We start from the raw sequence: 26,572 nt of genomic DNA, 5'->3' as shown, positions 1-26,572 counted from the left end.
CGGCACGGAGCGCACGTCGGAGGTGCGCTGACGGCGGCAAGTGCGTGCGTCCTGCGCGATCATGGCGGGGTGGCACCTGAGCTGTTCCTCGCTGTCCGCGCGCTTGTTAACAGCGTCGACCCTGTCGGCCTGATCGCGCTCGAGTGTCCAGAGGACGAGTACGACCCGGAGGTGGCGGACCTGCTGAGGCTACGGCCGCCGGTCACACCTGACGACGTACACGCGATCTTCCTACGCTGGTTCGGCGAGGCGAGTGCACCCGGCGCCAGTGTGTGTGCAGGGCTCGCCGCCGGGCTGAACGAGCTGCTGACGGACCGAATAAGGTGACCCAGTATCACGAGCGCGCTGCATCGCCGAGCGGCTCCGCCCACTGACGGCGGCCGGCTTTGGTACGAGGGCTCGCGCCAGGACCCCTGCCGATCGAGTCCCATTCGACCAGGAACAGAGGTGGGCACTCAGAGCAGGGGCAGCCCGGCGCCAACACATAAGACGGCAATGAGGAGCCATTGCGCTCTTCGGCTCTGCTTACGCAACCGTGGTGTGAAGTGCGGGTCGTCGTCGATCAGTTGGTTCATCACCAGCAGTGGGCGGCCCTGCGTGACGACCAGGCAGCTGAGGTAGAGGAGTGTAAACATCCAGGCGATGGCATGTTCCGCGCCAGCGCCGTTGCTTCCCTTGAGGGCCACAAAGCCGACAGCTCCGAAGATCGGCCAAGCAGACATCGCGATGGCCACCGTCGGCCATCCGAAGACCTTGGCCTCAGGCACGAGGGCCGCCTCCAGAAGCGCCAGCGAGATGGCTACGGCGATGAAGGCGAGCGGCACTCTGGCAAGTTGACCAGGGCGTCGCCGGCTAGCCGTCTTACCCTCAAGATGAAGCAGGTCGCATATGCGACCTTCGGCTCGATCGCGAAGCCCGGGGCAGCCAGAAGCGCGGGCAGCGACACGTCCACTCAACAGCGATGCGTGGGTGTTCCGCGGGCTCGCTCATCGGCATGTCAGTGCATCCGCGGACGACCGGACCTTAGGAGCGCAACGCCGCGTGTGACGGGCTGCGGTACCGGGCGACGGCCTCGCCCAGTCGTCAGCCGCGTACGTACGGTGTCCCCATGACCAACGCCATCGACATCCTCACCGACGCGTTCGGCCGCGTGCAGCAGACGCTGCACTCCGCCGTCGAGGGCCTCACCGCCGACCAGCTCGCGGCCCGGCCCGACGGCCGCGGCAACTCGGTCGCCTGGCTGGCCTGGCACCTGGCGCGGGTGCAGGACGACCACATCGCCGACGCCGCCGGCTCAGAGCAGGTGTGGACCTCGCAGGGGTTCGCGGGCCGGATGCAGCTGCCCTTCGACGACGCGGAGACCGGCTACGGCTTCTCCCCCGAGCAGGTCGCCCAGGTGCGGCCCGAGGACCCGCAGGTGCTGCTCGACTACCTCGACGCCGTGCACGGGCGCACCGTCGGCTGGCTCGCGGGCGTCACCGAGGCCGACCTCGACCGGGTCGTCGACGAGAACTTCGACCCGCCGGTCACCCTCGCCGTGCGCCTGGTGAGCATCATCAGCGACGACCTGCAGCACGTCGGCCAGGCCGCCTACGTCGCAGGGCTCTCCTCGCGCAGCTGACCGTCGTGCAGCCGCACGACCCGGTCGGCGGACGCGGCGGTCAGGGCGTCGTGGCTGGCGAGCAGCGCCGCGCTGCCCTGCTCGTGGCAGCGGCGGCGTACGAGTGCGGCGACCTTCACCGACAGCGCCTCGTCGAGGCGCCCGGTCGGCTCGTCGGCGAGCAGCAGGGTCGGCCTGACGACGAGCGCGCGGGCCAGCGCCGCGCGCTGCGCCTCCCCCAGCGACACCTCGGCCGGCAGCCGGTCGAGGACGACCGCCAGGCCGAGCTCCTCGAGCAGCTCGCGTGCGGCGGCCTCCGGCTCGGGCGAGCCGGCGAGACGCGCGGGCAGGGCGACGTTCTCGGCGAGGGTCAGCTCGTCGAGCAGCCCGAAGCGCTGCGGCACGACCGCGACCTGCTGCCAGGGCGTACCGGTCGTCGACAGCACCTCGACCGCGCCGCTGTCGGGCGCCTCCCAGCCCGCGACGCAGTTGAGCAGCGTGGTCTTGCCGGAGCCGGAGCGCCCGAGCAGCACGACGACCTCGCCGGGCGCGACCTCGAGGTCGACGCCGCGCAGCGCGTGGACCGTCTCGCGACCCCGTCGGTACGCCTTGGTCACGCCGCGCACCGACAGCACGGGCTGGGTGGACAGGACGCTCACGACGGCTCCCGCAGGTGCACGCCGCTCTCGTCGACGTCGATCTCGACACGGCGGGTGTGGAAGCGGCGCAGCACCTCGTCGGGGAGCTGGAGGCGGCCGTTGCCGTCGATGACCGCCAGCCGGCGTCCCGCGACCTGCTCGGCGGCGATGGTGCCGGAGCGCATGGCGAGCACCTGGTCGGCGACCTCGGCCGCCTGAGGGTCGTGCGTAGCCACCAGCACGGTCGTGCCCCGGTGGGCGAGACGGCGCACGACGCCGAGGAGGTCTGCTGTGGTTGCTGAGTCGAGCTCGCCGGTCGGCTCGTCGGCGACGACGAGCGCCGGCGACCCCACCACCGCCTGGGCGAACGCGAGCCGCTGCTGCTCGCCGCCCGAGAGCTGGTCGGGCCGGTGGTCGGCGCGCTCGGTGAGGCCCAGCAGGCCGACGAGCTCCTCGGTCTCCTGGCGCACGACCGGCCGGGGCAGCCCGCGCAGCCGCCCCGCCTCGCGCAGGTGCCCGACGACGGTCAGCTCGGGCTGCAGGTTGTCGGGCGGCCGGGCGAAGACGTAGCCGATGTGCCTGCGGCGCAGGGCCCGCAGCCGGCGGCCGGACAGCGCGGTGAGCGGCTCGCCCGCCACCACGGCCAGGCCTGCGGTCGGCCGGTCCTGCGCTGCGAGGATCTTGAGCAGCGAGGTCTTGCCCGAGCCGGAGGGACCGGTGAGCGCGGTGAGGCTGCCCGCCGGCAGGACGGCGTCGACGCCCTTGAGCGCGTGCACCTCGCCGCCGGGCGACCAGTAGATGCGCACGACGCCCTCGCACGACGCCGCGTGCTCAGCCACCGCGCAGCACCTGCCCTCGGGGGGCGCGCCGCGCCAGCGAGTCGACGAGCACGGACCCGACCGCCACGAGGAGCACCACCCCCACGGCGACCGCGAGCAGCGCAGGCAGAGGGACCTCGAAGACCGGCCCCGGCGGCAGGGCCGGCACGGGGTCGAGCGTGTCGAGCACCAGCCGCGCGGTCGGCAGGCCGAGACCGGCGCCCAGCACGGCGGCCACCAGCGCGAGCAGCCCCAGCTCGACAGCGGCAGCGGCGAGCGCCGAGCGGCGCGCCAGGCCCATCCGGTCGAGCAGCACCGACGCGACGGTGCGGCGGCGCTGCTGGGCGGCCGCGTAGAGCGCGAGCCCCGCGAGGCCGAGCACCCCGGCGCACGCGGCGACCGCCCGCAGGTAGCCCAGCGTCCAGCTCTGCGCCCGCAGCGCCGGCCGAGCCAGGAAGTCGCTGGTGGTGCGCACCGCCGCAGGGTCGACCGCGGTCGTGTCGGGCCCCGACGCCTGGAGCAGAGGACGGTCGTCGCCCCTGCCCCAGACCTGGCGCTGCAGCACGAGGTCGATGTCCTGGCCGGCCGCGTGCAGCGCGGCGGTCAGGGGCGCGCGGGCCGCCACGAGCATCGGCCGCGTCGACGGCATGCCGGGGAAGGCGGAGGCACGGCCCACGACCTGCGCCTGCACCTGGTAGGCGCCGAAGTCGAGCGTGAGCCGGCCGCCGGTCGAGGTGAGCACCTGGTCGGGCACCGGACCGGCCACGACGACGGGCACCCGGTCGGCAGCTCCGGCGCGCGGGACGAGCGCTGCCAGCAGCTCGGGCAGCGGGCGGTCGGCGAAGCCGGGCTCCCAGTCGGCGACCCGGCCGAAGCCGGCCGGGTCGACGGCCAGCACGTCGGTCGACAGGCCGCCGGGCGCGAGGTCGATGCCCCGGGCGCGCTGAACGAGCGTGGCGCCCGCCGGGAGCGCCGGGGACTCGTGCCCGGCGTTGACGTCTGCGACGTAGTCGGCGCCCACGGCCACCACCGCCTTGGCGTGCAGGGTGCGCGAGGTCGACGCGGCCAGCGCGCCGGCGTAGACGACGAGGCCCAGCGCGACCGCCGTCGCCACCACGACCAGGCGGGTGGCCGAGGCGGCGGCCAGCACCCGGCGTACGCCGAGGTAGGCGCCGGCCGGCAGCCGCGCCGCCGGGCCGCGCACGGGGCGCGCCGCGCGCTGCAGCACCGACACGACGACGCCGCTGGCGGCGGCGACCACGAGCAGGGGTACGCCCAGGGTGACGACCCCGAGGCCACCGTCGTCGCGCGGCCGACCGTCGACGAGCGGCAGGGCGGCGACGACCGCGACGGCGGCGGTGACCGGCACCCACGGCACCCGGCCCAGCAGCTGCTGCGCGGCGCCTACCCCGATCTGCCCCATGCGCGCGACGGCGACCGCCGTCACGACCGCCACCTCCACCAGCACGAGCAGTGCGCAGACGACCACGACCGGCCAGGCGTCGCCGAGCCAGCCCTCGGGGAAGCGCCCCGCGGGACCGAGCGCACGCACCGCCGCCGCACCCGCCCCCGCACCGAGCAGCGTCCCCACGACGACGGCGGGCAGCGCCTCGACGGCTGCCCGCCACCCGGCCTGCGCGGGCGACAGGCCGCGGGCCACCAGCGCGCGCAGCTGCACCTCGCGCCGGCGCACGCGCTGAGCGGCCCACACGCCGACCAGGAGCAGCGCGGCGCCGGCACCGCCGTAGCCGACGGCCCGCACCGGCGGGGTCAGCAACGAGACGGTGCTGCGGGTGCGCGTGAGCACGTTCGCGAGCGAGGTCCGCACCAGCGCCGGCTCGCCCACCGCGTCGAACCGGTCGGCGAGCGGAGGTGCACCGACCCGCAGGGTGAGCTGCTGCTGGCGCACGGCTGCCGCCTCGGCCTGGGCGCGCGAGGCGTGTGACGGGAGGGGGAACGCGTACTCGAGGTCGACCGGCTGCTCGAGCGAGGTCGCGACCGAGCGCACCAGCGCCGGCGCGGCGACGACCGGCGCTTCGGGGTAGTCGAGGTCGCCGGTGCGCGGGTTCGGCAGCGGCACGAAGAAGCGGTAGGCCTGGCCCTCCCAGTAGGGCCCGACCGGCAGGGCCGGCTCCCGGTAGACGCCGGCGACCGGCAGGGCGACGCTGCGGGGGTGGCCGGTGAGGTCGGTCGCCCGCAGCTGCAGCGTGCCGCCCGCGCGCAGCGACAGCGCCGTCGCCAGGCGCGAGGGGACGAGCACGCCGGTCGTCGCAGGCCCGCCGCTCAGCAGCTCGAGGCGGGCTTCAGCCTCCGTACGCGCGAAGACCTGCGCCTTCTCGACGCGCCCGGCGCCGGTCGCGAGCAGGCCGGTCACGTCCGGCAGCTCGACGGGAGCCGGCAGCCCGAGGGCCTTCGCCTGCGCGTCGAGCGCCGCGTCGAGCGCCGGCACCTGCGCCACGCGGTCGTTGGCGACGCTGCCGTTGAAACGGGAGCGGGTGCCGGAGAGGACGGTGGCGCCGAGCGTGGTCGTCCCGAGCCGGTCGCGGTCCTGCTCCCACGCGCCCTCGCCCGCGGCCGCGACCAGCAGCGGTGCCGAGACGCCCACGGCCACGAGCAGCGCCGTGAGCAGGGCGAGCCCGACGGCGAACCGGGGACGCCGGCTCACCGGACGGTGGGAGCGTCCGGCGCGCTGACGTCGTAGGTCTTGCCGTCGGCGACCGACTTCATCAGCACCGTGGCGACGGTGGCCTTGCGCGCGGAGCGGTCGGGGCTGCCCCAGACCACGGACTTGCCCGAGCGCAGCACGAGCGTGACGCTGTCGGCCGTGCTGGCGTCGACGTGCGCCACCGAGCCGAGCAGCGTGTCGGGCAGCGCCGCGACGACCCGGGCGGCCGAGCGCAGGGCGGCGACGTCGCCCTTGCGGGTGCGCAGCACCGGGTGGCCCAGCGGGTCCTTGGCCTCCTCGGCCGGCGCGGGCGCGAACGCCGCACCGGTCGCGTCGACGTAGGACCAGCCGCCGCCGTCGGCGACGACGCCGACCGGCTCGCGGTCCTGCACGGTGACCACCAGCGTGTGCGGCCACTTGCGGGCGGCGTGGACGGTGCGCACGACCGGGAGGTCGCCGACGCGCTCCTGCACCGACGACAGCGGCACGCGCGCGAGCGGGAAGCCGGTGCGTACGCCGGCCGCCCTGCGCACCTCGGCCGCGGTCAGGGTCGTGGTGCCGCGGACCTCGACCGTGCGCAGACCCAGCAGCGAGGTGCCGAGCACCGCCCAGCCGGCGGCGACCACGAGCGTGAGCACGAGGGCGATCGCGATGCGCGCACGGCCGGGCAGCAGCGGCCCGCGCGCCCGCGGGCCGGCGGCGCGCGGCCGCGGCGCCGGCCGGGTCATCGTCGCGCCGGGGCGCGAGACGTCGTGGCCCCTCACGCTCGCTCCGCCAGCAGCGCCAGCACCTCGGGCCCGATCATGGTCACGTCGCCGGCGCCGAGGGTCAGCACGATGTCGCCGGGGCGGGCGGCTGCGGCCAGCCGACCAGCGACCGCCGACCACGACGGCTCGTAGTGCACCGAGCCGGGCGCCAGCGGCACCGCGGCGGCGACCGCCTCGCCCGTGGCCCCGGGCAGCGGGTCCTCCCCCGCGGCGTAGACGTCCATCACGACCACCTCGTCGGCGAAGGCGAGCGAGCGGCCGAACTCATCGCTGAACGCGGCCGTGCGGGAGTAGCGGTGCGGCTGGAAGGCGACGACGACCCGGCCGCCGTGCGCGACCGAGCGGGCCGCGCGCAGGGTCGCCTCGACCTCGGTCGGGTGGTGGGCGTAGTCGTCGTAGACGCGCACGCCGCCCGCGGTGCCCTTGGCCTCGAACCGGCGCCGGGTGCCGGTGAAGCGGCCGAGCCCCTCGAGCACCTGCTCGGCGGCGAAGCCGAGCCCGGTGGCCATGGTCAGCGCCGCGGCCGCGTTGAGCGCGTTGTGCCGTCCCGGCACCCGCAGCGTGAGCTCGCCGACGCGGGAGCCGTCGGCCACCGCCCGCGCGCTGGAGCCGGCGCCCGCGACGACGAGCGACTCGAGGCGTACGTCTGCGGCCTCCGACTCGCCGTAGGTGCGGACCTCCACGCCCTCGGCGCGCGCCCGCTGCGCCAGGCGCACCGCGCCCGGGTCGTCGGCGCAGGTGACGAGCAAGCCACCTGGCACCACTCGTCGGGTGAACTGCACGAACGCCTCGTCGACCGCCTCGCCCGTGACGTAGTGGTCGAGGTGGTCGGGCTCGACGTTGGTGACGATCGCCGCAGCAGGCGTGTAGATGAGGAACGAGCCGTCGCTCTCGTCGGCCTCGGCGACGAACAGGTCGCCGGAGCCGTTGTGGGCGTTGGCGCCGGACTCGTTGAGGCTGCCGCCGATCGCGAACGACGGGTCGGCGCCGCAGTGCTGCAGCGCCACGGTGAGCATCGAGGTCGTCGTGGTCTTGCCGTGGGTGCCGGCGACGGCGATCGCCCGACGCCCGGCCATCACCGCCGCCAGGGCCGCGGCGCGCGGCAGGACGAGGAGCCCGCGGGCGCGGGCCTCGACCAGCTCAGGGTTCTCGGGCCGGATCGCGCTCGAGACCACGACCGTGTCGGCCCCGGCGACGTGCTCGGCCGCGTGGCCGACGAAGGTGGTCGCCCCCAGGGCGCGCAGGGCGGCCAGGGCTCGGCTGTCGCGGGCGTCGCTGCCCGAGACGGTGGCTCCCCGCGCCAGCAGGATGCGCGCGATGCCCGACATGCCGGCGCCCCCGATGCCGACGAAGTGCACGCGGCCCAGGGCGTCGGCCGGCGGCACGGGGTCGGGGGCGGGGACCGCGCTCACGATCGTCCTCCTGCTCGGTGGGCTGGTGCGGCGGCGGCGAGCACCATGGCCGCCAGCCGGTCGTCGGCGTCGCGACGCCCGAACCGCGCGGCCGCTGCAGACATCGTGGCCAGCCGGGCGGCGTCGGCGGCCAGCGGGGCGAGGTTCGCGGCGACCCACTCAGCCGTGCACGTCGCGTCGTCGACCAGCAGGCCGCCGCCCGCCTCGACGACGGGCTGGGCGTTGAGCCGCTGCTCGCCGTTGCCGTGCGGGAAGGGGACGTAGACCGCCGGCAGGCCGACCGCGGCCAGCTCGGAGCACGTGCTGGCGCCCGAGCGGCACAGGGCCAGGTCGGCCGCGGCGTAGGCGAGGTCCATGCGGTCGAGGTAGTCACGCACGACGTAGGGCGCCGGTGACGCCACCTCGACCGACTTGCCGCGGCCGACGCCGTGCAGCACCTGCACGCCCGCTGCCCCGAGGGCGGCGGAGGCACCGGACGCCGCCTCGTTGAGCGTGCGCGCGCCCTGCGAACCACCGAAGACCAGCAGGCAGGGCAGGTCGGGGTCGAGACCGAAGTGGGCCCGCGCCTCGGCCCGGCGGGCGGCGCGGTCGAGCGTCGAGACCGAGCGCCGCAGGGGCATGCCGACGTAGGTGGCGCCGTGCAGGGGGCTGGCGGGCCAGGCGCTCGCCACGTGCGGTGTCAGCCGGGCGCCGAGGCGGTTGGCGAGCCCCGGTCGCACGTTCGCCTCGTGGACCACGAGGGGCACGCCGTGGCGTCGTCCCGCCAGATAGGCGGGAGCTGAGACGTAGCCGCCGAAACCCACCACCACGTCGGCGCCGACGCGGGAGAGGACTGCTGAGGTCTCGCGCACCGCCGAGACGACGCGCAGCGGCAGGCGGAGCAGCTCGGGCGACGGCCGGCGGGGCACGGGCACCGGCGGGATGAGCGCCAGGTCGTAGCCCCGCTCGGGCACCAGCCGGGCCTCGAGCCCCCGGCTGGTGCCCAGCGCCGTGATGCCGACGGCCGGGTCGGCCCGGCGCAGGGCGTCGGCGAGCGCGAGGGCGGGCTCGACGTGGCCAGCGGTGCCACCGCCGGCGAGGACGACGTGCATGTCAGACCGCGGCGGCGCGCTCGGCGCGCGCGTTGCTGCGGGCGAGGCTGAGCAGGAGGCCGATCGCCGCCATCGTCGAGAGCAGCGCCGAGCCGCCCGCCGAGACCAGCGGCAGGGGCAGCCCGATGACCGGCATGAGCCCGATGACGGCGCCGATGTTGATGACCGTCTGGGCCGCCAGCCACGTGGTGACCGCGGCTGCCGCCAGGTGCTCGAAGCGACCGCTCGAGCGCAGCGCGACCTGGTAGCCGCCGTAGCAGAGGGCGCCGAACAGCGAGACGACCACCAGGCTGCCCAGCAGGCCGAGCTCCTCGCCGATGATCGCGAAGATGAAGTCGTTGTGGGCCTCGGGCAGGGTGCCCCACTTCTCGCGGGACGCGCCCAGCCCCACGCCGAGGAAGCCCCCCGTGCCGAGGGCGAGCCGGCCGTGCAGCGCCTGGTAGGCGTATCCGGCCTGGTCGGCGCTCGGCGACAGCCAGCTGGTCAGGCGGGCCACGCGGTTGCTCTTGGTCGAGGCGAGCATCGCGGCCATGACCCCGCCCGCACCGAGCACGGCGACGAACAGCCGGAAGGGCGCACCGGCGAAGAACAGCAGCGAGAGCACGAGCATCATCAGCACGAGCGCCGTGCCGAGGTCGTTGCCCAGCAGGACGAACAGCAGGATGCAGCCGCTGACCGGCAGCAGCGGCACGAGCAGGTGCTTCCACTGGTCGAGCAGCGCGTGCTTGCGCGCCAGCAGGTCGGCGCCCCAGAGCACGAGCGCCAGCTTGGCCGCCTCGCTGGGCTGGATCTGCACGCCGCCCACGGTGATCCAGTTGCGGTTGCCGTTGACGGCGGCGTCGCCCGCGACCTGCACGAGGGCGAGCATCACGCCCGAGAAGATCAGCGCCGGGTAGGCCAGCGCCCGCCACACCTTGACCGGCAGCCGGGAGCAGAAGAACAGGACCGGCACGCCGATCGCGAAGAACACCGCCTGCTTGCGCCAGTAGGAGAACGACGAGCCGGTGGTGCGGTAGGACTCGACGCTCGAGGCCGAGAGCACCATCACCAGGCCGAGCACGACCAGCAGCCCGGCGCTGCCGAGGATGATCAGGTAGGGCGCGTTGGGCCTGTCGAGCAGGGCGCGCAGCTGGCGGGTGACCGCGCTGCCGCGGGCTGTGCGGCGGGGTCGGTCGGCGGCAGCGACGCTCATCCTCGCCCCACCCCACCCCGTCGTCGTGCAGTCGTCCGTGCGGGCTCGATGCTACGAAGCGCTGCCCGCCGCGGACGCGAGGCGCGCCGGGGGCGGTGGGACGGATCGGACGGTCCGTCCGCCGGCGGCGGCCGACGCGTACGTTGCTGGAACGGCAACAACGCTTGGCGCTCCGCCGTCCCCGGCCCGAGACTCCGGAGCATGACGAACCCCAGCACCAGCAGCACGGACCGGACCCCCGACGCCGCCGAGTGGGACGAGCGCTACAGCGCGGCCGAGCGCGTGTGGAGCGGCGAGCCCAACGGCGCCCTCGTCGCCGAGGTCTCCGACCTCGCGCCGGGACGCGCGCTCGACGTCGGCTGCGGCGAGGGAGCCGACGCGGTCTGGCTGGCCCGCCGCGGCTGGCAGGTCACCGCGCTCGACGTCTCGGGCATCGCCCTCGAGCGCGCCCGCCGCCACGCCGAGGAGGCCGGCGTCGAGGTCGAGTGGGTCCACGCCGGCCTGGTCGAGGCGGGCCTCCCGGCGGGCGGGTTCGAGCTGGTGTCGGCGCAGTACGCGGTGCTGCTCAAGACCCCTGGCGCCGTCGCCGAGCGCGCGCTGGCCGACCTCGTCGCGCCGGGCGGCACCCTGCTCGTCGTGCACCACGACATCGAGCACTCCCACGACCACGGGCACGGGCACGACGGCGGGTTCGACCCCGAGCTGTACGCGCTGCCCGCCGACGTCGCGGGCGTGCTGGGCGAGGAGTGGGTGGTCGAGGTCGACGAGCGCCGCCCGCGGGTGGTCTCGGGGGGCTCCGGCGCGCACCACGTGCAGGACCTCGTGCTGCGGGCCCGTCGACGCGCCTAGTGCGACCCCCGCGGCTGCCCGACCAGGCACGGCGCCGGACGACGTCGCCAGCACGTGCAACCCCGTCGGTGGCCCGGGGCATCAACCAGGCATGAGAGCTCTCCCCCGCACCGGTCTGTCCGTCTGCGCCGCCGGGCTGGTGCTCGCGCTGGGCGGCTGCGGCGCCAGCTCGTCGCCGTCGGCCGGCCCGCCCCCGGCCCCCGCCCCCACCGCGTCGAGCGCGGCGCCGGCACCTGCCTCGACGCCGACGCCCACGCCCGCACCCACACCCACGTCGACGCCCGCACCGACACCGACGCTCGCACCGACACCCACCGGGGCGCCCGCACCCACCGGGGCGCCCGCACCCACCGGGGCGACCACACCCACGCCCACGCCCACCGAGGCGACGACCCCCTCGCCGAGCGCGAGCTCGGCAGCGAGGCTGATCCCCTACGCCGGCGGCGAGTCGGTGGGGGTCGAGATCGACGACCCGGCCGACGTGTCCGAGCTGCGCGGGGCGCCCGAGTCGTTCAAGCGGTTCGTCGCCCGCACGGTGGAGCAGCTCCAGGCCGAGGAGAAGTGCCCGGGCGCGGCGGTGGGGGTGACCGTCCAGACGCTGCGCACCGACGGCTTCGCGATCGGCGGCGTCAACGCGTGCGGCGGCTACGAGGCGCTCTGGGCGCAGGTCGACGGCACCTGGAAGGAGGTCTACGGCACCCAGGACTCCCTCGACTGCGCGGTGCTGCGCCGCTACCGCGTACCGAGCGACGTGGCCGGGGACACCTGCTACGACTACAAGGGCAAGAAGGAGCACTCCTACCACCAGGCCTGAGCGACCGCCTCGCCCCTGCTGCGCACGGGATGCGCTGTGCCACAGTGACGGCCATGGCCTTCGACGACATCGAGCCCCTCACCGTCCCGACGCCGGCGCTGCTCTTCGACCTCGACGGCACGCTGGTCGACTCGGTCTACCAGCACGTGATCGCGTGGCAGGAGGCGCTGTTCGAGGTCGGCATCCCGCTGTCGGTGTGGCGCATCCACCGGCGCATCGGGATGAGCGGCGGGCTCTTCCTGCAGGCGCTCCAGCGCGAGACCGGCATCGCCCTCGACGCCGACGCCCTGCGCCAGCTGACGACGCTGCACGCCGAGGCGTACCTGCGCCGGGCGAGCAGCGTCGTCGCGCTGCCCGGAGCGCGCGAGCTCGTCGCGCACCTCAGCGAGCGCGGCGTGCCGTTCGCCATCGCGACGAGCGGGGCGCGTCGCACGGCCGCCTCCGCGCTCGACATGCTCGGCGTCCCCGAGGACGTCCCCGTCATCACCCGTGACCTCGTCGAGCGCGCCAAGCCCGACCCGCACCTGTTCCTGGCCGCCGCCCGCCAGCTCGACGTGCCGCCGCAGCAGTGCTTCGTCGTCGGCGACAGCGTGTGGGACCTGCTGGCCGCCCAGCGCGCAGGCTCGCTGGGCGTCGGCCTGCTCTCCGGCGGCTACGGGCGCGAGGAGCTGCAGGCCGCCGGGGCCTACCGCGTCTACAACGACCCGGCCGACCTGCTCGCCCACCTCGAGGAGGTCGGGGTGCGCCCGGCGCTCTGAGCCGCGCCGGGTCGTGCGCCGCCCGGGTTGTGGAGTGCGGGACCTGCGCCGAGACTGACGAGGGAGGAGGACCGCTGTGGACGGAGCAGCCGTGTGGTGGCTCGTGGCGGCGGTCGTCCTCGTCGGGGTCGAGGTGCTGGGCGTCGAGCTGGTCGCGCTGATGTTCGCCGGCGGGGCCCTGGCAGCAGGCGTCGCCGCCCTGCTGGGCGCACCGCTCCCGGTCGACGTCGTCGTCGCAGCCCTGGTCTCGTTGGCCGGACTGGTCCTGCTCCGGCCGGTGGCGCTGCGCCACCTGCGTCCGGGGCCGGAGCAGCGCACGGGCACCGCGGCGCTGGTCGGCTCGACCGCGACGGTGCTGGCCCGCGTCGACGACGGCAGCGGCGGGCGGGTGAAGCTGAACGGCGAGGTCTGGTCGGCGCGCACCTACCTCACGGGTACGGCCGTGGAGCCGGGCCGCCAGGTGCAGGTGATGTCCATCGACGGTGCCACGGCCGTCGTCCACGAGATGGAGCTGCCATGGTCGCCCTGATCGCCGTCGCCGCGGTCGCGGTCGTCGCCCTGATCGTCCTCGTGCGCGCGGTGCGGATCGTGCCGCAGGCGCGCGCCGGGGTGGTGGAGCGGCTCGGCCGCTACCACCGCACGCTCACCCCGGGCCTCAACCTGGTCGTGCCGTTCATCGACCGCGTCCGGCCCCTCATCGACCTGCGCGAGCAGGTCGTGTCGTTCCCGCCCCAGCCGGTCATCACCGAGGACAACCTGGTGGTGTCCATCGACACCGTCATCTACTTCCAGGTGACCGACGCGCGCGCAGCGACCTACGAGATCGCCAACTACATCCAGGCCGTCGAGCAGCTCACGGTCACCACGCTGCGCAACCTGGTCGGCGGGCTGAACCTCGAGCAGACGCTGACCTCGCGCGACGAGATCAACGGCCAGCTGCGCGGCGTGCTCGACGAGGCGACCGGCCGGTGGGGCATCCGGGTCAACCGCGTCGAGCTCAAGTCGATCGACCCACCCGGCGGCATCAAGGACGCCATGGAGAAGCAGATGCGCGCCGAGCGCGACCGCCGCGCGACGATCCTGTCGGCCGAGGGCCAGAAGCAGGCCGCGATCCTCACGGCGGAGGGCGCGAAGCAGGCGGCGGTGCTGCGGGCGGAGGGCGACGCCCAGGCCGCGGTGCTCCGTGCCGAGGGCGAGGCCGAGGCGATCCGCCGGGTCTTCGCGGCCATCCACGCCGGCGACCCGGACCCCAAGCTGCTGGCCTACCAGTACCTCCAGACGCTGCCGCGCATCGCCCAGGGCGACAGCAACACCGTCTGGGTGGTGCCGAGCGAGCTGGGCGAGGCGCTCAAGGGCTTCCGCAGCGCCTTCGACGGCACGGCCCCCTGACGCGCCCCTCCCGCGCTCAGGAGCTGCGCAGCCCCACCAGGTTGCCGTCGGCGTCGGTGACGGTCGCGACGCTCATGCCGCCGCCCACCTCGCGGGCCGGGACCAGGACCTTCCCGCCTGCCTCGACGAGCGACGCGACCGCGGCCTCGAGGTCGTCGACGTCCCAGTAGGCCACGGCGCCGGTGTGGCCCTGGGCGTGGCCGTGGGGGTCGAGCCCGATCTCGGTGCCGTCGACCGAGTAGCCGACGTAGTAGGGCTGGTCGGTGTGCGGCTCGACGCCCAGCAGCCGGGTGTAGAACGCCTTGGCCGCCGCCAGGTCGTCGACCGGGTAGACGACCGTCCTCATCTGCACTGCCACGGGAACCTCCAGGTCCGGGTCGGTGTCACCTCGGCGGGACCATCCCGCTACCGTCCTGACGCCTCTGGCCCGGGAAGTGTGACCGGGCCCGTGCGCTCAGGGCAGCGCGCCGACCGCGCGGGCGAACTCGTCGCCGCGGGCGGCGTAGTCGGTGAACTGGTCCATCGACGCGCACGCGGGCGCGAGCAGCACGGTGTCGCCGGCGGTCGCGAGCCGGGCCGCCGCGGCGACCGCCTCGCGCATCGCCTGCTCCCCCTGGCCCTCGCCCGCACCCACCTCCACGACGGGTACGTCTGCGGCGTGCTCCCGCAGGGCCGCGCGGACGACCTCGCGGTCGCGGCCGAGCAGCACGACGCCGCGCAGCCGGTCGCGGGCACCGGCCACGAGCTCGTCGAAGCTCGCGCCCTTCGCCAGCCCGCCGGCGATCCAGACCACGGAGGGGTAGGCGGCGAGCGACGCGGCTGCAGCGTGCGGGTTGGTGGCCTTCGAGTCGTCGACCCAGTCGACGCCGTCGCGGCTGGCGACCCGGGCGATGCGGTGGGCGTCGGGCTTCCAGCCGCGCAGCCCGGCGCAGACGGCCGCGTCGTCGACCGCGTGCGCCGGGTGCAGCGAGAGGGCGAGCGCCGCGGCGGCCAGCGCGTTGGCGACGTTGTGCGGCGCGGCGGGCGAGATGTCGGCGACCGCGCAGAGCTCGCCGCGCTCGGTGGCCCGGTCGACGAGCATGCCGTCGACGACGCCGAGCTGCCCGGGCCCGGGCTCCCCGAGGGTGAACCCGCGCGGGCCGTGGGCGGAGGCGGCCAGCCGCGACACCAGCGGGTCGTCGGCGTTGTAGACCGACTCGTGGGCGCCGCGCCAGACCCGCGTCTTCGCTGCCGCGTAGGCGTCGAGGGTGCCGTGCCAGTCGAGGTGGTCGGGCGCCACGTTGAGCAGCGCACCCGCCCAGGGCGTCACCGTCGAGGTCCAGTGCAGCTGGTAGCTCGAGAGCTCCACCGCGATGACGTCGTAGGGCTCCGGCGCGAGCACCGCGTCGAGCAGCGGGAACCCGACGTTGCCCGCCGCCACCGCGCGGCGGCCGCCGGCGGTGAGGATGTCGGCCAGCATGCGTACGGTCGTCGTCTTGCCGTTGGTGCCCGTGACGGCGAGCCAGGGCGCGGCGTGCGCCGGGCGCAGCCGCCAGGCCAGCTCCACGTCGCCCCACACCGGGATGCCGGCGCGGGCGGCGGCGGCCAGCAGCGGGGTCTGCGGGCGCCAGCCGGGCGAGGTGACCACCAGGTCGGTGTCGGGCGGAGCCTCCTCGAGCGCCGACCCGAGCAGCACGAGCACTCCCAGCGCCTCGAGCTCGGCCGCGCGCGCCTCCTCGGCCGGACCGGAGCGCGCGTCGACCACCGTGACGCCCACGCCGGCCGCGACGAGCGCGCGGGCAGCCGAGGGGCCGGAGACGCCGAGACCGGCGACGACCGCCGACCGGAACGGGAGCTGCCTCACGTGCCGCTCACCCACTCTGCGTAGAAGACGCCGAGCCCGGCGGCGACCGAGAGACCCGCGATGATCCAGAACCGGATCACGATGGTGACCTCTCCCCAGCCGACGAGCTCGAAGTGGTGCTGGAGGGGCGCCATGCGGAAGACCCGCTTGCCGCCCGAGAGCTTGAAGTAGCCGACCTGGATGACGACCGAGAGCGTGATCAGCACGAACAGCCCGCCGAGCAGCACGAGCAGCAGCTCGGTGCGGGTCAGCACCGCGAGCCCCGCGAGCGCTCCGCCCAGGGCCAGCGACCCGGTGTCGCCCATGAAGATCTTCGCCGGTGAGGCGTTCCACCACAAGAAGCCGAAGCAGGCCCCCATGAGCGCGGCCGCGACCACCGCGAGGTCGAGCGGGTCGCGCACCTGGTAGCAGTGCTGGGTGACGGCCTTGCCGCAGTCGTTGCCCGACTGCCACACGCCGATGAGCACGTAGGACGCGAAGGTCACCACGCTCGCACCGGTCGCCAGCCCGTCGAGGCCGTCGGTGAGGTTCACGCCGTTGGAGGCCGCGGCGATGATCAGGTAGATCCAGACCACGGTGAGCACCCCGCCCAGCCCGAGGCCGGTGTCGCGGATGAACGACACGTGCGTCGAGGCGGGCGTGGTGCCCTGGGCGTCGCCGAAGCGCAGCGCCAGCACGCCGAAGGCGAGGGCCGTGACCGTCTGGCCGGCCAGCTTGGTGCGGGCCCGCAGGCCCGTGCTGCGCTGCTTGAAGATCTTGATGTAGTCGTCGAGGAAGCCGACGGCGCCGAGCCCGGTCATCAGCCCGAGCACCAGCAGCCCCGACACGGTCGGCGAGCTCTCGAGGTAGAACGCGGCGACCAGGTGGGCGAGCGCGTAGCCCAGCAGCACCGCCAGGATGATCACGGCACCGCCCATCGAGGGCGTGCCGCGCTTGGCGTCGTGGTCGGGGTAGCCCTCGTTGACGTCGCGGATCGCCTGCGCGTAGCCGCGCGACTGCAGCAGCGAGATGAGCGCGGGCGTGCCGAACAGGCCGACCACCAGCGCCACCCCGCCGGCGACGAGGATGAGGATCACGAGGTGCCCTCCTCGGCCGCGGCCTCGGCGCCCGGCACATCGGCCAGCAGCGCCGCGGCGACCCGCTCGAGCCCGACGGCCCGCGACGCCTTGACCAGGACGATGTCGCCCGGCTCCAGCTCGGCGCGCAGCACCGCCAGCGCGGCGTCGACGTCGGGCACCCACGCCGCCTCGCCGCCCCACGACCCCTCGAGCCCGGCACCGAGCGCGATGGGCCGCGCCGGCTCGCCGACCGCGACCAGCCGGTGGATGTCGAGCCGCACGACCAGGCGCCCGAGGGCGTCGTGCTCGTCACGGCTCGTGGCGCCGAGCTCGCGCATCTCGCCGAGGACGGCCCACGTACGCCGTGGCAGCGACCCGCGCGGCACCGACCGGCCCATGCCGGCGAGCGCCTTGAGCGCCGCGCGCACGGACTCAGGGTTGGCGTTGTAGGCGTCGTTGACGACGGTGACGCCGTCGGCCCGCTCGGTGACCTCCATGCGCCACCGGCTGCGGGCGGCGGCCGCGGACAGCGCAGCCGCGACGTCGGCGACCGCGAGCCCCGCCTCGCGCCCCACGGCCGCGGCGGCCAGCGCGTTGGCGACCTGGTGCTCGCCCGACACCTGCAGGACCACCTCGGCCGAGCCCTCGGGGGTCACCAACTCGAAGCTCGCCCGGCCCAGGGGGTCGAGGGAGGTCGCCCGGGCCGACACGTCGGCGGCCGGCGTCAGCCCGAAGGTCACCACGCGCGCCGAGGTGCGCCCGGCCATCGCGGAGACCAGCGGGTCGTCGGCGTTGAGCACCGCCACGCCGTCGGCGGGCAGCGCCTCGACGAGCTCGCCCTTGGCCCGGGCGGTCACCTCGCGGCTGCCGAACTCGCCGACGTGGGCCGAGCCGACGTTGAGCACGACGCCGATGCGCGGCGGCGCGACCGCGCACAGGGCCGCGATGTGCCCGACGCCGCGGGCCCCCATCTCGAGGACCAGCCAGCGCGTGCCGGCGTCCGCGCGGGTGACCGTCAGCGGCAGGCCGAGCTCGTTGTTGAACGACCCGGCGGTCGCGACGGTCGGGGCGGCCGCCTCGAGCACCGCGGCGAGCAGGTCCTTCGTGGAGGTCTTCCCGGACGAGCCGGTCACCCCGACCGTCGTGAGGTCCGGCAGGGCGCGCAGGTGCGCCGCGGCCACGGACGCCAGCGCGCCGGTGGTGTCGTCGACGAGCACCGCTGGACCGTCGACCGGCCGCGAGGCGAGCACCGCTGCAGCGCCGGCCGCCAGCGCCGCCCCGGCGTAGTCGTGGCCGTCGACGTGCTCGCCGGGCACTGCGACGAACAGGGCGCCGGGCTCGACGGCGCGGGAGTCGATCACGACCGGTCCGGTCACGCGGGTCGACGCCTCGCCGCCGATCACCCTGCCGCCGGCCGCGGCGGCGAGCTGCTCGAGGGTCCAGCCCCCGTCGGACCCGCCGAGCGTCATGCGCGCACCCCGGCCGTCGCCGACAGGGCGCGCTCCAGCTCGGTGCGGTCGTCGAACGGGGTGAGCTCTCCGCGCACCAGCTGGCCCTTCTCGTGTCCCTTGCCGAGCACCACCACGACGTCGCCCGGGCGGGCGTGCGCCACGGCCTGCTCGATGGCGGCCCGCCGGTCGCCGACCTCCAGCACCTGCGCCGTGCCGGTCGCCGCGCCCTCGAGCACGGCGGCGCGGATGGCGGTGGGGTCCTCCGAGCGCGGGTTGTCGTCGGTCACGACCACGACGTCGGCGAGCCGGGCGGCGGCCGCACCCATGAGCGGGCGCTTCGCGCGGTCTCGGTCGCCGCCGGCGCCGAGCACGGCGACGATGCGGCCGGAACCCACGGAGGAGCGCACGGCGGTGAGGGCCGCCTCGACCGCGTCGGGCTTGTGGGCGTAGTCGACGAGCCCCACGACCCCGCTGCCGCCGTCGGCCACGCGCTCCATGCGCCCGGGCACCCGCACGGCGCCGATGCCGCCGGCCGCGACGCGCACGTCGACGCCCGCCTGCTCGAGCGTCGCGAGGGCGAGCAGCGCGTTGGCGACGTTGTAGGCGCCCGGCAGCGCGACCTCGACCGGAACCCGCAGCTGCTCCGCGGACGCCACGAACCGGCTCCCCCACGGGCCGAGCTCGACCTCCTCGGCGCGCCAGTCGGCCGGCCGGTGGCCGCTCGAGACGGTCACCACCTCGAGACCCGCGTCGCGGGCGGTGGCGGCCATGCGGGAGCCGCCGTCGCTGTCGACGCACACGACCGCCCGACGCGCGTGCGCCGGGGTGAACAGCAGCGCCTTGGCGGCGAAGTAGTCCTCCAGCGTCGGGTGGAAGTCGAGGTGGTCGCGCCCGAGGTTGGTGAAGGCGGCGACGTCGTAGACCGTGCCGTCGACCCGGCCGAGCGCCAGCGCGTGGCTCGAGACCTCCATGGTCAGCGCGGAGCAGCCCCGCTCGCGCATGACCGCGAGCAGCGCCTGCAGGTCGGGCGCCTCCGGGGTGGTGAGCGACGAGGGCAGCACCTCGTCGGCGATGCGGGTCTCGACCGTGCCGACCAGACCGGTGGTGCGCCCGGCGGCGTGCAGGCCGGCGTCGAGCAGGTAGGCGGTCGTCGTCTTGCCGCTGGTGCCAGTGACCCCGAGCGTCAGCAGGTCGCGCGCGGGCTGGCCGTAGACCTCCGCCGCGAGCGCGCCGAGCACCTCGCGGGGCGAGGGCACGACGACGACCGGTACGCCGGTGGCCCGCGCCGCCGCCTCGCCGGCCGGGTCGGTGAGCACGACGACGGCACCGGCGGCCACCGCCTGCGCGGCGAACTGCGCGCCGTGCGACGTGGTGCCGGGCAGCGCGGCGTAGAGGTCGCCCGGCCGCACGGCGCGCGAGTCGAGGGTGACGCCGCTGACCGCGACGCCCGCCGTCAGCTCCCCCAGCGCACGAGGGAGGACGCCCGCGGGACGCGGGCCTGGCGAGGACGGCACGGAACGGCAGACTACTTGCGGACGTCGCCGAAGTTCGGGACGGGCGAGGTCGAGCCGCTCGGGGGGATGTTCAGCGTCGAGAGCGCGAAGGCGCCGACCTCCTTGAACACCGGCGCCGCGATGGTGCCGCCGAAGTGGCTGCCGGTGTGCGGGTTGCTGATCGTCACCGCGACGACGAGGCGCGGCTTGTCGGCCGGGACGACGCCGATGAACGAGGACTGGTAGCACGAGCGGCAGTAGCCGCCGTTCTTCGGGATCCAGGCGGTGCCGGTCTTGCCGGCGACGCGGTAGCCGTCGATGATCGCGTTCTTGCCGGTGCCGCCCTCGTAGGTGACGGCCTCCATCATCGACATCATCTTCTTGGCGGTGCCGGCGGTCACCACGCGGACCGGCTTCGGGGCCGGGGTGCGCACGAAGTCGCCACCGGCGTCGGTGGTCGCCTCGACGACGGTCGGCGGCACGCGTACGCCGCCGTTGGCCAGCGTCTGGTAGACCCCGGCCATCTGGAGCAGCGAGCCGGCGATGCCCTGGCCGAACGCGATCGTCCAGCGCTGGGAGCCCGACCAGTCGGCCGAGGCGGCGAAGATGCCGCCCGTCTCGCCCTCGAGCCCCGTGCCCGGCTTCGCGCCGAGTCCGAACTTGCGGATGTAGCCCTCGAGCGTGGCCGGGGCGAGCTTCGTCGAGATCTCGATCGTGCCGACGTTGCTCGACTTGGCCAGGATGCCCGTGGTGGTCGGGTGCCAGGTGCGGTGCGTCTCGTCGTCGTGGAAGGTCTTGTCGCTCATGTGGATCTGGTCGGGCACCGTGTAGACCGTCGAGGGCGTCGTGGTGCCCTCGTTGATGGCGGAGGACACCGTCATCACCTTGCTCGTGGAGCCCGGCTCGAAGGCGTCGGCGACCGCCTGGTTGACGTAGGTCGCCGGGTTCGACGAGCGGTGGTTCGGGTCGAGCGTCGGCGAGTTGGCCATCGCGTAGACCTCGCCGGTCTTGGTGTCGAGCACGACGACGCTGCCCCAGTCGGCCTTCGAGGCCTTCACCTGCGCGGCGATCGCCTGCTGGGCCTTCCACTGGATGTCGCGGTCGATCGTGAGCTGCACGTCCTTGCCGTCGACGGCGGGCGTGATGGTCTCGGTGCCGGTCGGCATGATCGCGCCGCCCTTGGCCCCCTCGAACACCTCGCGCCCGTCGCTGCCGCGCAGCACGTCGTCCAGCTTGACCTCGAGGCCCGCGCCGGGCGTGCCGTCGTTGCGGAGGAAGCCGACGATGTTGGCGCCGACCGCTCCCGAGGGGTAGGCGCGCGTGGTCGTCGAGCGCAGGGTGATGCCGCTGCGCTGCTCGGCCTTGAGCGCGTAGACCTTGCTGCGCACCGTCGGGCCGAGCCGCTGGGCGAGCTGGAGGTAGCGCGAGGGCTTCTTGGCCGTCTTGTTCTTCTCCTGCGCGGCCACGATCTTGGCGGTGATCTGCGCGGCGGGCACGCCGATGATCGGCGCGAGCGAGCGCCCGACCAGGTCGGCGTCCTTGACGTTGGTGGGGTCGGCCTCGACGTCGTAGGCCTGCACGCTGGTTGCCAGCGCGACGCCGTCGCGGTCGACGATCTGGCCGCGCACCGCCGGCAGCGCGCGCTGCTGGGTGCGCTTGCCGATGGCCTCCTGCGAGTAGGCCGCGCCTTCCACGCCCTGCACCTGGAACAGCCGGCCGGCGAACAGCGAGAGCACGAACGCGAAGACGAGCAGCACGCCCTTGACGCGCCGGTGCCCGTCGCCGAGCCGGAGGGTACGCGGCGGTGCCGGCCGCCGCGGTGGTGCGGCACGTCGCGGCGGCGCCGGGCGACGGCCCGGTGCGGGCCGGCGGGGCGGCTGGCCCTGGCTCTGGCCCTGCCGCGGCGGCTGCGCCTGGCGCTGGGCCTGGCGCGGCGGCTGTCCCTGGCGCAGCGGCTGTCCTTGACGGGGCGGCTGCCCTTGACGGGGCGGCCGGGGACGGAGGCCCTCGGGGGCCGGCCGCCGGCGCGCCGCAGGGGTGCGACCGTCGGTGGCCGGCGGGTTCATCGAGAGGTCCCTGCCTTCTTCGTGCTCGGAGTGCTCGTCTTCTTGCCGCTGCCCGCGGTGGCCTTGTCCGTGGGCTTCACGGTCGTGGGCTTCGAGGATGCAGCAGCACCGGCGGCCTTCGCGGCAGGCGCGCCGGAGGCTCCGGGGCAGTCCTCCTGGTCGGTCTTGCCGGGCGTGCGGCCGCTGCGCAGGCTCAGGAACAGCGGGCCGCACGAGTCGACCAGCCCGAGCCGGTGCGCCTTGGCGGCCAGCACCTCGGGCGACTCCTCCTGGGCGAGCGAGGCGGCCAGCCGCTGCTGCTCGTCGGCCAGCGTGGCCGACAGGCTCTGCAGCCTGGCCTGCCGGAAGGCGCCCTGCGCCAGCACGGTGTTCAGCAGCAGCATGGCGACCAGGCCGGCGGCGAGCAGCCCCACGACCAGCAGCACGAACGGCGCGAGCCGCGGGCCGCGCGCGGGTGCCTGGGGCGCGACCGGACGGCGGGCGCTCGGGCGCACCGGCCGCGGTGCGGCGGGGGTGCGGACCGGCGTGTCGACGACCGGCGTACTCGTCACCGTGCTCATGCGGCCTCCCGGATCCTCTCTGCGGCACGCAGCCGCACGGAGGCCGCGCGCGGGTTTGCGGCGACCTCCTCGTCAGTGGCGAGCTCGGCGCCGCCACGGGTCAGCGAGCGCAGCTCGGGCTGCATCCCCTCCGGCACGACCGGCAGGCCGGGGGGCAGGTCGACCGTGGTCCGCGCGGTGATCGCGCGCTTGACCATCCGGTCCTCGAGCGAGTGGTAGGAGAGGACGACCAGCCGGCCGCCCAGGGCGAGCGAGCCGATGGCGGCCGGCAGCGCGGCCTCGAGGGCGGCGAGCTCGCCGTTGACCTCGATGCGCAAGGCCTGGAAGGCGCGCTTGGCGGGGTGGCCGCCGGTGCGCCGGGTCGCGGCCGGCACGGCCGTGCGCACCAGCTCGGCGAGCGGCGCGGTGGAGGAGAAGGGAGCGACCGCCCGCTGGCGCACGATCGCGTCGACGATGCGACGGGCGAAGCGCTCCTCGCCGAAGTCGCGCAGGATGCGCACCAGCTCGCCCGGCGCGTACGTGTTCACCACGTCCGCCGCCGTGATGCCGGTCGTCGGGTCCATGCGCATGTCGAGCGGCGCGTCCTGGGCGTAGGCGAAGCCCCGCCGTGCGGCGTCGAGCTGCAGCGAGCTGACGCCCAGGTCGAACAGCACGCCCTGCACCCGCTCGATGCCGAGCCGGTCGAGCACGTCGGCGACCTCGTCGTAGACCGCGTGCACCGCGGTGACCCGCTCGCCGTAGCCGGCGAGCCGCGCGCCCGAGCGCTCGAGCGCCTCGGGGTCGCGGTCGAGGCCGACGACCCGCAGCGCCGGGTGCGCCTCGAGCAGTGCCGCGGTGTGGCCGCCCAGGCCGAGCGTCGCGTCGACGACGACCGGCTCGGGGACGCTCTCGACCGCGGGGGCCAGCAGGGACAGGCAGCGCCGGAGGAGCACGGGCACGTGGGACCAGTCCCGCTCCTCCACTGCGCTCCACCTCCTGCTCTCGTCGGTCCCGCTGGTGCCCCGCCCCGCCGCGTACGGCGGTCCTGCTGCTCCTGGCGCTGCGCGCCTCGTGCTGCCTGTGGTCCTGCCGGTCCCTCGTGCGGTCCGGTCCCCAACCGCCCCCGACCGCCGTCGCCTGGCACTGGCACCGGGGAAGTGGCGTCAGTGCCGGGCGGACCCGGCTCGTCGGGCGGGTGGAGGCCGCACCTCACGAGGTCGTCAGAGCAGTCCGGGCAGCACCTCCTCGGCCAGCCGCTCGAAGTCGTCGGCCGACTCGGCCTGGAAGGCCTCCCACCGGGCGAGGTCCCAGATCTCGAGGCGCTTGTTGGCGCCGACGACAGCGACGTCGCGCTCGAGCCCGGCGTGCGCCCGCAGCACGGGCGGCACGGTGATGCGGCCCTGGCGGTCGGGCACCTCGGAGGTCGCGTCGGCCATCAGCAGCCGCTGGACCGTGCGGCGCTGGCGGTCGGTGAAGACCTGCTGCGCCATCGAGTCGGCGACGCGGCGGAACTGCTCGACCGGCCACACCGTGACGCAGCCGTCCTGGCCCTTGGTCATCACGAGGCCGTCGGCGAGGTCGTCGCGGAAGCGGGCCGGGAGGAACAGCCGGCCCTTCTCGTCGAGCCGAGGGGTGTGCGTGCCGAGGAAGAGCGGCTCCACGCGCCCTCCCCTCCTCGTGACAGGAGCGCCTGCTGGCCCCCGTCTGCTCCCCTGTGCTCCATGGTGCACCACTTTACTCCCTGGCGCTCCCCTCGGGGGCGACACGCGCGCCGTCCGGGGCGCGTTTTCTCGCACGGGGCGCGTGTGGACGAGAGGGCGCGCACACGCGCAACCCCACGTACGCTGGCCCACGGACACGCCGCAGCGCGGCGCTCGGTGACGGGCGCCTCCGAGCAGGTGCAGGCGTCCAGCGGCCGGGGTGGTCCCGCCCGTGGAGGATCGAGGAGGACCCGTCCGTGACCGCAGTGGCACCTCTGGGACCCGACTACGGCGACGCCGAGCCGATCCGGGCGCACGACGCGGCCGAGCCGGTCTCCCCCGGTGAGCTCGCCGCGGTGGTGGCCCGGGTGCGCACCTCCATGCAGAGCGTCATCGAGGGCAAGAACGACGTCGTCAAGACCGCGCTCGCCGTGCTCCTGGCCCAGGGCCACCTGCTCATCGAGGACGTCCCCGGCGTCGGCAAGACCATGCTCGCCAAGGCGCTCGCCCGCTCTGTCGACTGCAGCGTCTCGCGCATCCAGTTCACGCCCGACCTGCTGCCGAGCGACATCACCGGCGTCTCGATCTACAACCAGGAGCGCCGCGAGTTCGAGTTCAAGCCCGGAGCGGTGTTCGCCAACATCGTCGTGGGCGACGAGATCAACCGCGCGTCGCCGAAGACCCAGTCCGCGCTGCTCGAGTGCATGGAGGAGCAGCACGTCACGGTCGACGGGCGCACCTGGATGCTCGAGACGCCGTTCATGGTGGTCGCCACGCAGAACCCCGTCGAGATGGACGGCACCTACGCGCTGCCCGAGGCCCAGCTCGACCGCTTCATGGCGCGGGTGTCGATGGGCTACCCCTCCTCGGAGGCCGAGCTCGACATGCTCGAGGTCCACGGCGCCGCGTCCCCGCTCGACGAGCTGGCGGCCGTCACCGACGCTGGGGAGATCACCCGCATCATCGCCGCCGTGCGCGGCGTGCACGTCTCGGCCGAGGTCAAGCGCTACGTCGTCGACCTGGTCAACGCCACCCGCCAGTCCCCCGAGCTCCGCCTCGGCGCCTCGCCCCGCGCGTCGCTCCACCTCGTGCGCGCCGCCCGCGCCTGGGCCGCGCTCGACCTGCGCGACTACGTCCTGCCCGACGACGTCCAGGCCCTCGCCGTGCCGGTGCTCGCGCACCGCCTGGTGCCCACGGCCGAGGCCCTCATGGCCCGCCGCACCCCCGAGCGCATCGTCGCCGAGCTGGTCACCCGCGTGCCCGTCGCCGCCGGACGGCGGTAGCGCATGGGAGTGCGCTCCGGCGCTCGACGTCTCGTCCGGGTCCCGCGCGGGGGGCTCTCGGGCCTGACCACGCGCGGTCGCAGCTTCCTCGCGGCCGGCGTCGCGGCCAGCCTGGTCGCCCTGGCGCTGGGCCAGCCCGACATCCTGCGGGTCGGCATCCTGCTCGTCGTGGTGCCGCTGGCCTCGGCGCTCGTCGTCACCCGCAGCCAGTACCGCCTGGCCTGCAGCCGGCGCATCGACCCGCCGCGCATCGCCGCCGGCGAGACGGCCATCGTCGGGCTCCGCCTCGACAACGTCTCGCGCATCCCGACCGGCCTGTTGCTCGCCGAGGACCGCGTGCCCTACGTCCTCGGCTCGCGCCCGCGCTTCGTCCTCGACCGCGTCGAGCCCCAGGGCACCCGATCGGTCGGCTACCAGGTGCGCTCCGACGTGCGCGGCCGCTTCTCCATCGGCCCCCTCGGCGTGCGGCTCACCGACCCCTTCGGCATGTGCGAGCTGCAGCGCTCGTTCACCGCCACCGACTCGCTCACCGTCACCCCGGTGGTCACGCCGCTGCCGGCCATCGCCCTGACCGGCGCGCTGTCGGGGTCGGGCAACAGCACCGCGCGCGCCGTGGCCTCGGCCGGCGAGGACGACGTGTCGACGCGCGAGTACCGCCACGGCGACGCCCTCCACCGCGTGCACTGGCGCTCGTCGGCCCGCCGCGGCGAGCTCATGGTGCGCCGCGAGGAGCAGCCCTGGCAGAGCCGGGCGACGCTGCTGCTCGACACCCGCGCGGGCGCCCACCGCGGCGACGGCCCCGGCTCGAGCTTCGAGCTCGCCGTGTCGGTCACCGCGTCGATCGGCGCCCACCTCGCCGACCGCGGCTACGCCGTGCGCCTGGTCGCCGAGGACGACGGGGACGGCGGCTCCCGCGAGCCCGCGCTCCACGTCGCCGGCGCCGGCATCCGGGCCAGCGACACCCGCGCCGCCCTGCTCGACGCCCTCGCGGTCGTCGCACCCTCGGTGCGCACGGAGCTGACCGCCGGCGGGATCGGTGCGCGCGGGCTCGGCGACGGGCTGCTCGTCGCGGTCCTCGGCCTGCTCACCCCGCTGGAGGCGCAGCAGCTGGCCAGCATGCCGCACGCCTACGGCGCGCGGCGGGGT

At 75.2% G+C, this 26,572-nt stretch carries 26 protein-coding genes; 9 read left to right on the top strand and 17 right to left on the bottom strand.

What is annotated here, in order from left to right:
• Nucleotides 1-69: 69 nt before the first annotated feature.
• Nucleotides 70-327 (top strand): hypothetical protein, encoded by a 258-nt coding sequence (locus CLV35_RS13005; protein ID WP_121193886.1) that lies wholly within the window; start codon nucleotides 70-72, stop codon nucleotides 325-327.
• 128 nt (nucleotides 328-455) lie between these two features.
• Here the strand turns inward: CLV35_RS13005 and CLV35_RS13000 are convergent, their stop codons facing one another.
• Nucleotides 456-824 carry a hypothetical protein gene (locus tag CLV35_RS13000; RefSeq protein WP_121193885.1) on the bottom strand — a complete coding sequence of 123 codons (369 nt, stop codon included), beginning with the start codon at nucleotides 822-824 and terminating at the stop codon, nucleotides 456-458.
• Nucleotides 825-1,108: 284 nt separating this feature from the next.
• Here CLV35_RS13000 and CLV35_RS12995 point away from each other — a divergent pair, with 284 nt between their 5' ends.
• The gene (locus CLV35_RS12995) at nucleotides 1,109-1,621 is read left to right on the top strand and encodes a mycothiol transferase (RefSeq protein WP_121193884.1); all 513 of its coding nucleotides are present in this window, start codon (nucleotides 1,109-1,111) and stop codon (nucleotides 1,619-1,621) included.
• Here CLV35_RS12995 and CLV35_RS12990 read toward each other — a convergent pair.
• Genes CLV35_RS12990 through ftsW form a run of 7 tightly spaced genes read right to left on the bottom strand, consistent with a single transcriptional unit; the run spans nucleotide 1,591 to nucleotide 10,183 of the window.
• Complete coding sequence (locus CLV35_RS12990; protein ID WP_231121776.1) at nucleotides 1,591-2,259, bottom strand: ABC transporter ATP-binding protein; 669 nt, start codon at nucleotides 2,257-2,259, stop codon at nucleotides 1,591-1,593. The genes CLV35_RS12995 and CLV35_RS12990 overlap by 31 nt on opposite strands.
• Complete coding sequence (locus CLV35_RS12985; protein ID WP_121193883.1) at nucleotides 2,256-3,077, bottom strand: ABC transporter ATP-binding protein; 822 nt, start codon at nucleotides 3,075-3,077, stop codon at nucleotides 2,256-2,258. Before CLV35_RS12985 ends, CLV35_RS12990 begins: the two co-directional genes overlap by 4 nt.
• Nucleotides 3,070-5,721: an FtsX-like permease family protein gene (locus tag CLV35_RS12980; RefSeq protein WP_121193882.1), complete on the bottom strand. Its 2,652-nt coding sequence runs from the start codon at nucleotides 5,719-5,721 to the stop codon at nucleotides 3,070-3,072. Before CLV35_RS12980 ends, CLV35_RS12985 begins: the two co-directional genes overlap by 8 nt.
• The gene (locus CLV35_RS12975) at nucleotides 5,718-6,485 is read right to left on the bottom strand and encodes a cell division protein FtsQ/DivIB (protein ID WP_121193881.1); all 768 of its coding nucleotides are present in this window, start codon (nucleotides 6,483-6,485) and stop codon (nucleotides 5,718-5,720) included. The genes CLV35_RS12980 and CLV35_RS12975 overlap by 4 nt, the downstream gene beginning before the upstream one ends.
• Nucleotides 6,482-7,900 carry a UDP-N-acetylmuramate--L-alanine ligase gene (murC, locus tag CLV35_RS12970; RefSeq protein ID WP_231121775.1) on the bottom strand — a complete coding sequence of 473 codons (1,419 nt, stop codon included), beginning with the start codon at nucleotides 7,898-7,900 and terminating at the stop codon, nucleotides 6,482-6,484. The genes CLV35_RS12975 and murC overlap by 4 nt, the downstream gene beginning before the upstream one ends.
• Nucleotides 7,897-8,991, bottom strand: coding sequence for an undecaprenyldiphospho-muramoylpentapeptide beta-N-acetylglucosaminyltransferase (gene murG, locus CLV35_RS12965; RefSeq protein ID WP_121193880.1), 1,095 nt, complete (start codon nucleotides 8,989-8,991; stop codon nucleotides 7,897-7,899). Before murG ends, murC begins: the two co-directional genes overlap by 4 nt.
• A gap of 1 nt (nucleotide 8,992) precedes the next feature.
• Nucleotides 8,993-10,183, bottom strand: coding sequence for a putative lipid II flippase FtsW (ftsW, locus tag CLV35_RS12960; RefSeq protein ID WP_231121774.1), 1,191 nt, complete (start codon nucleotides 10,181-10,183; stop codon nucleotides 8,993-8,995).
• Between the two features lie 201 nt (nucleotides 10,184-10,384).
• Between ftsW and CLV35_RS12955 the strand changes: the two genes are divergently transcribed.
• The 5 genes from CLV35_RS12955 (at nucleotide 10,385) to CLV35_RS12930 (ending at nucleotide 13,993) form a co-directional block, all read left to right on the top strand.
• Complete coding sequence (locus CLV35_RS12955; protein WP_121193879.1) at nucleotides 10,385-11,032, top strand: class I SAM-dependent methyltransferase; 648 nt, start codon at nucleotides 10,385-10,387, stop codon at nucleotides 11,030-11,032.
• A gap of 91 nt (nucleotides 11,033-11,123) precedes the next feature.
• The gene (locus CLV35_RS20105; protein WP_183061956.1) at nucleotides 11,124-11,846 is read left to right on the top strand and encodes a hypothetical protein; all 723 of its coding nucleotides are present in this window, start codon (nucleotides 11,124-11,126) and stop codon (nucleotides 11,844-11,846) included.
• Between the two features lie 53 nt (nucleotides 11,847-11,899).
• A complete protein-coding gene (locus CLV35_RS12940) occupies nucleotides 11,900-12,604 on the top strand; it encodes an HAD family hydrolase (protein WP_121193948.1) in 705 nt (234 codons plus the stop codon).
• 76 nt (nucleotides 12,605-12,680) lie between these two features.
• On the top strand, nucleotides 12,681-13,133 hold the full coding sequence (locus CLV35_RS12935) for an NfeD family protein (RefSeq protein WP_121193876.1): 453 nt from the start codon (nucleotides 12,681-12,683) through the stop codon (nucleotides 13,131-13,133).
• Nucleotides 13,121-13,993 carry an SPFH domain-containing protein gene (locus CLV35_RS12930; RefSeq protein WP_121193875.1) on the top strand — a complete coding sequence of 291 codons (873 nt, stop codon included), beginning with the start codon at nucleotides 13,121-13,123 and terminating at the stop codon, nucleotides 13,991-13,993. Before CLV35_RS12935 ends, CLV35_RS12930 begins: the two co-directional genes overlap by 13 nt.
• 16 nt (nucleotides 13,994-14,009) lie before the next feature.
• On the opposite strand, the gene CLV35_RS12925 is transcribed toward CLV35_RS12930, so the two are convergent.
• The 9 genes from CLV35_RS12925 to mraZ form a co-directional block, all read right to left on the bottom strand.
• Nucleotides 14,010-14,351: a VOC family protein gene (locus CLV35_RS12925; RefSeq protein WP_121193874.1), complete on the bottom strand. Its 342-nt coding sequence runs from the start codon at nucleotides 14,349-14,351 to the stop codon at nucleotides 14,010-14,012.
• 96 nt (nucleotides 14,352-14,447) lie between these two features.
• On the bottom strand, nucleotides 14,448-15,836 hold the full coding sequence (murD, locus tag CLV35_RS12920; protein ID WP_121193947.1) for a UDP-N-acetylmuramoyl-L-alanine--D-glutamate ligase: 1,389 nt from the start codon (nucleotides 15,834-15,836) through the stop codon (nucleotides 14,448-14,450).
• A complete protein-coding gene (gene mraY, locus CLV35_RS12915; protein WP_121193873.1) occupies nucleotides 15,833-16,912 on the bottom strand; it encodes a phospho-N-acetylmuramoyl-pentapeptide-transferase in 1,080 nt (359 codons plus the stop codon). The genes murD and mraY overlap by 4 nt, the downstream gene beginning before the upstream one ends.
• Nucleotides 16,909-18,363 (bottom strand): UDP-N-acetylmuramoyl-tripeptide--D-alanyl-D-alanine ligase, encoded by a 1,455-nt coding sequence (locus CLV35_RS12910; RefSeq protein ID WP_121193872.1) that lies wholly within the window; start codon nucleotides 18,361-18,363, stop codon nucleotides 16,909-16,911. Before CLV35_RS12910 ends, mraY begins: the two co-directional genes overlap by 4 nt.
• Entirely contained in the window at nucleotides 18,360-19,859 is a 1,500-nt protein-coding gene (locus CLV35_RS12905; protein ID WP_121193871.1) for a UDP-N-acetylmuramoyl-L-alanyl-D-glutamate--2,6-diaminopimelate ligase, read from the bottom strand. The genes CLV35_RS12910 and CLV35_RS12905 overlap by 4 nt, the downstream gene beginning before the upstream one ends.
• Before the next feature lie 11 nt (nucleotides 19,860-19,870).
• Nucleotides 19,871-21,595: a peptidoglycan D,D-transpeptidase FtsI family protein gene (locus CLV35_RS12900; RefSeq protein WP_183061955.1), complete on the bottom strand. Its 1,725-nt coding sequence runs from the start codon at nucleotides 21,593-21,595 to the stop codon at nucleotides 19,871-19,873.
• Between the two features lie 305 nt (nucleotides 21,596-21,900).
• Entirely contained in the window at nucleotides 21,901-22,464 is a 564-nt protein-coding gene (locus CLV35_RS12895) for a hypothetical protein (protein WP_121193869.1), read from the bottom strand.
• Entirely contained in the window at nucleotides 22,461-23,426 is a 966-nt protein-coding gene (gene rsmH, locus CLV35_RS12890) for a 16S rRNA (cytosine(1402)-N(4))-methyltransferase RsmH (RefSeq protein WP_121193868.1), read from the bottom strand. Before rsmH ends, CLV35_RS12895 begins: the two co-directional genes overlap by 4 nt.
• Before the next feature lie 237 nt (nucleotides 23,427-23,663).
• Complete coding sequence (gene mraZ / locus CLV35_RS12885; protein WP_121193867.1) at nucleotides 23,664-24,104, bottom strand: division/cell wall cluster transcriptional repressor MraZ; 441 nt, start codon at nucleotides 24,102-24,104, stop codon at nucleotides 23,664-23,666.
• Between the two features lie 419 nt (nucleotides 24,105-24,523).
• On the opposite strand from mraZ, the gene CLV35_RS12880 reads away from it, so the two are divergent.
• Nucleotides 24,524-25,426, top strand: a complete 903-nt coding sequence (locus CLV35_RS12880; RefSeq protein WP_121193946.1) for an AAA family ATPase — start codon at nucleotides 24,524-24,526, stop codon at nucleotides 25,424-25,426.
• Nucleotides 25,427-25,429: 3 nt separating this feature from the next.
• On the top strand, nucleotides 25,430-26,572 hold a 1,143-nt coding region (locus CLV35_RS12875; RefSeq protein WP_121193866.1), incomplete at its 3' end, for a DUF58 domain-containing protein.

The organism is Motilibacter peucedani (assembly GCF_003634695.1).
Taxonomy (GTDB): Bacteria; Actinomycetota; Actinomycetes; order Motilibacterales; family Motilibacteraceae; genus Motilibacter; species Motilibacter peucedani.
The sequence above is the reverse complement of the archived record's forward strand: the minus strand, read 5'-3'. Positions and strand labels throughout refer to the sequence as shown.

Coding starts and splice junctions, on each gene's coding strand:
- CLV35_RS12995 (WP_121193884.1), top strand. CDS start 1,109: ATGACCAACGCCATCGACATCCTCACCGACGCGTTCGGCCGCGTGCAG.
- murG (WP_121193880.1), bottom strand. CDS start 8,991: ATGCACGTCGTCCTCGCCGGCGGTGGCACCGCTGGCCACGTCGAGCCC.
- ftsW (WP_231121774.1), bottom strand. CDS start 10,183: ATGAGCGTCGCTGCCGCCGACCGACCCCGCCGCACAGCCCGCGGCAGC.
- CLV35_RS12955 (WP_121193879.1), top strand. CDS start 10,385: ATGACGAACCCCAGCACCAGCAGCACGGACCGGACCCCCGACGCCGCC.
- CLV35_RS20105 (WP_183061956.1), top strand. CDS start 11,124: ATGAGAGCTCTCCCCCGCACCGGTCTGTCCGTCTGCGCCGCCGGGCTG.
- CLV35_RS12940 (WP_121193948.1), top strand. CDS start 11,900: ATGGCCTTCGACGACATCGAGCCCCTCACCGTCCCGACGCCGGCGCTG.
- CLV35_RS12930 (WP_121193875.1), top strand. CDS start 13,121: ATGGTCGCCCTGATCGCCGTCGCCGCGGTCGCGGTCGTCGCCCTGATC.
- CLV35_RS12910 (WP_121193872.1), bottom strand. CDS start 18,363: ATGACGCTCGGCGGGTCCGACGGGGGCTGGACCCTCGAGCAGCTCGCC.
- CLV35_RS12895 (WP_121193869.1), bottom strand. CDS start 22,464: ATGAGCACGGTGACGAGTACGCCGGTCGTCGACACGCCGGTCCGCACC.
- CLV35_RS12880 (WP_121193946.1), top strand. CDS start 24,524: ATGCAGAGCGTCATCGAGGGCAAGAACGACGTCGTCAAGACCGCGCTC.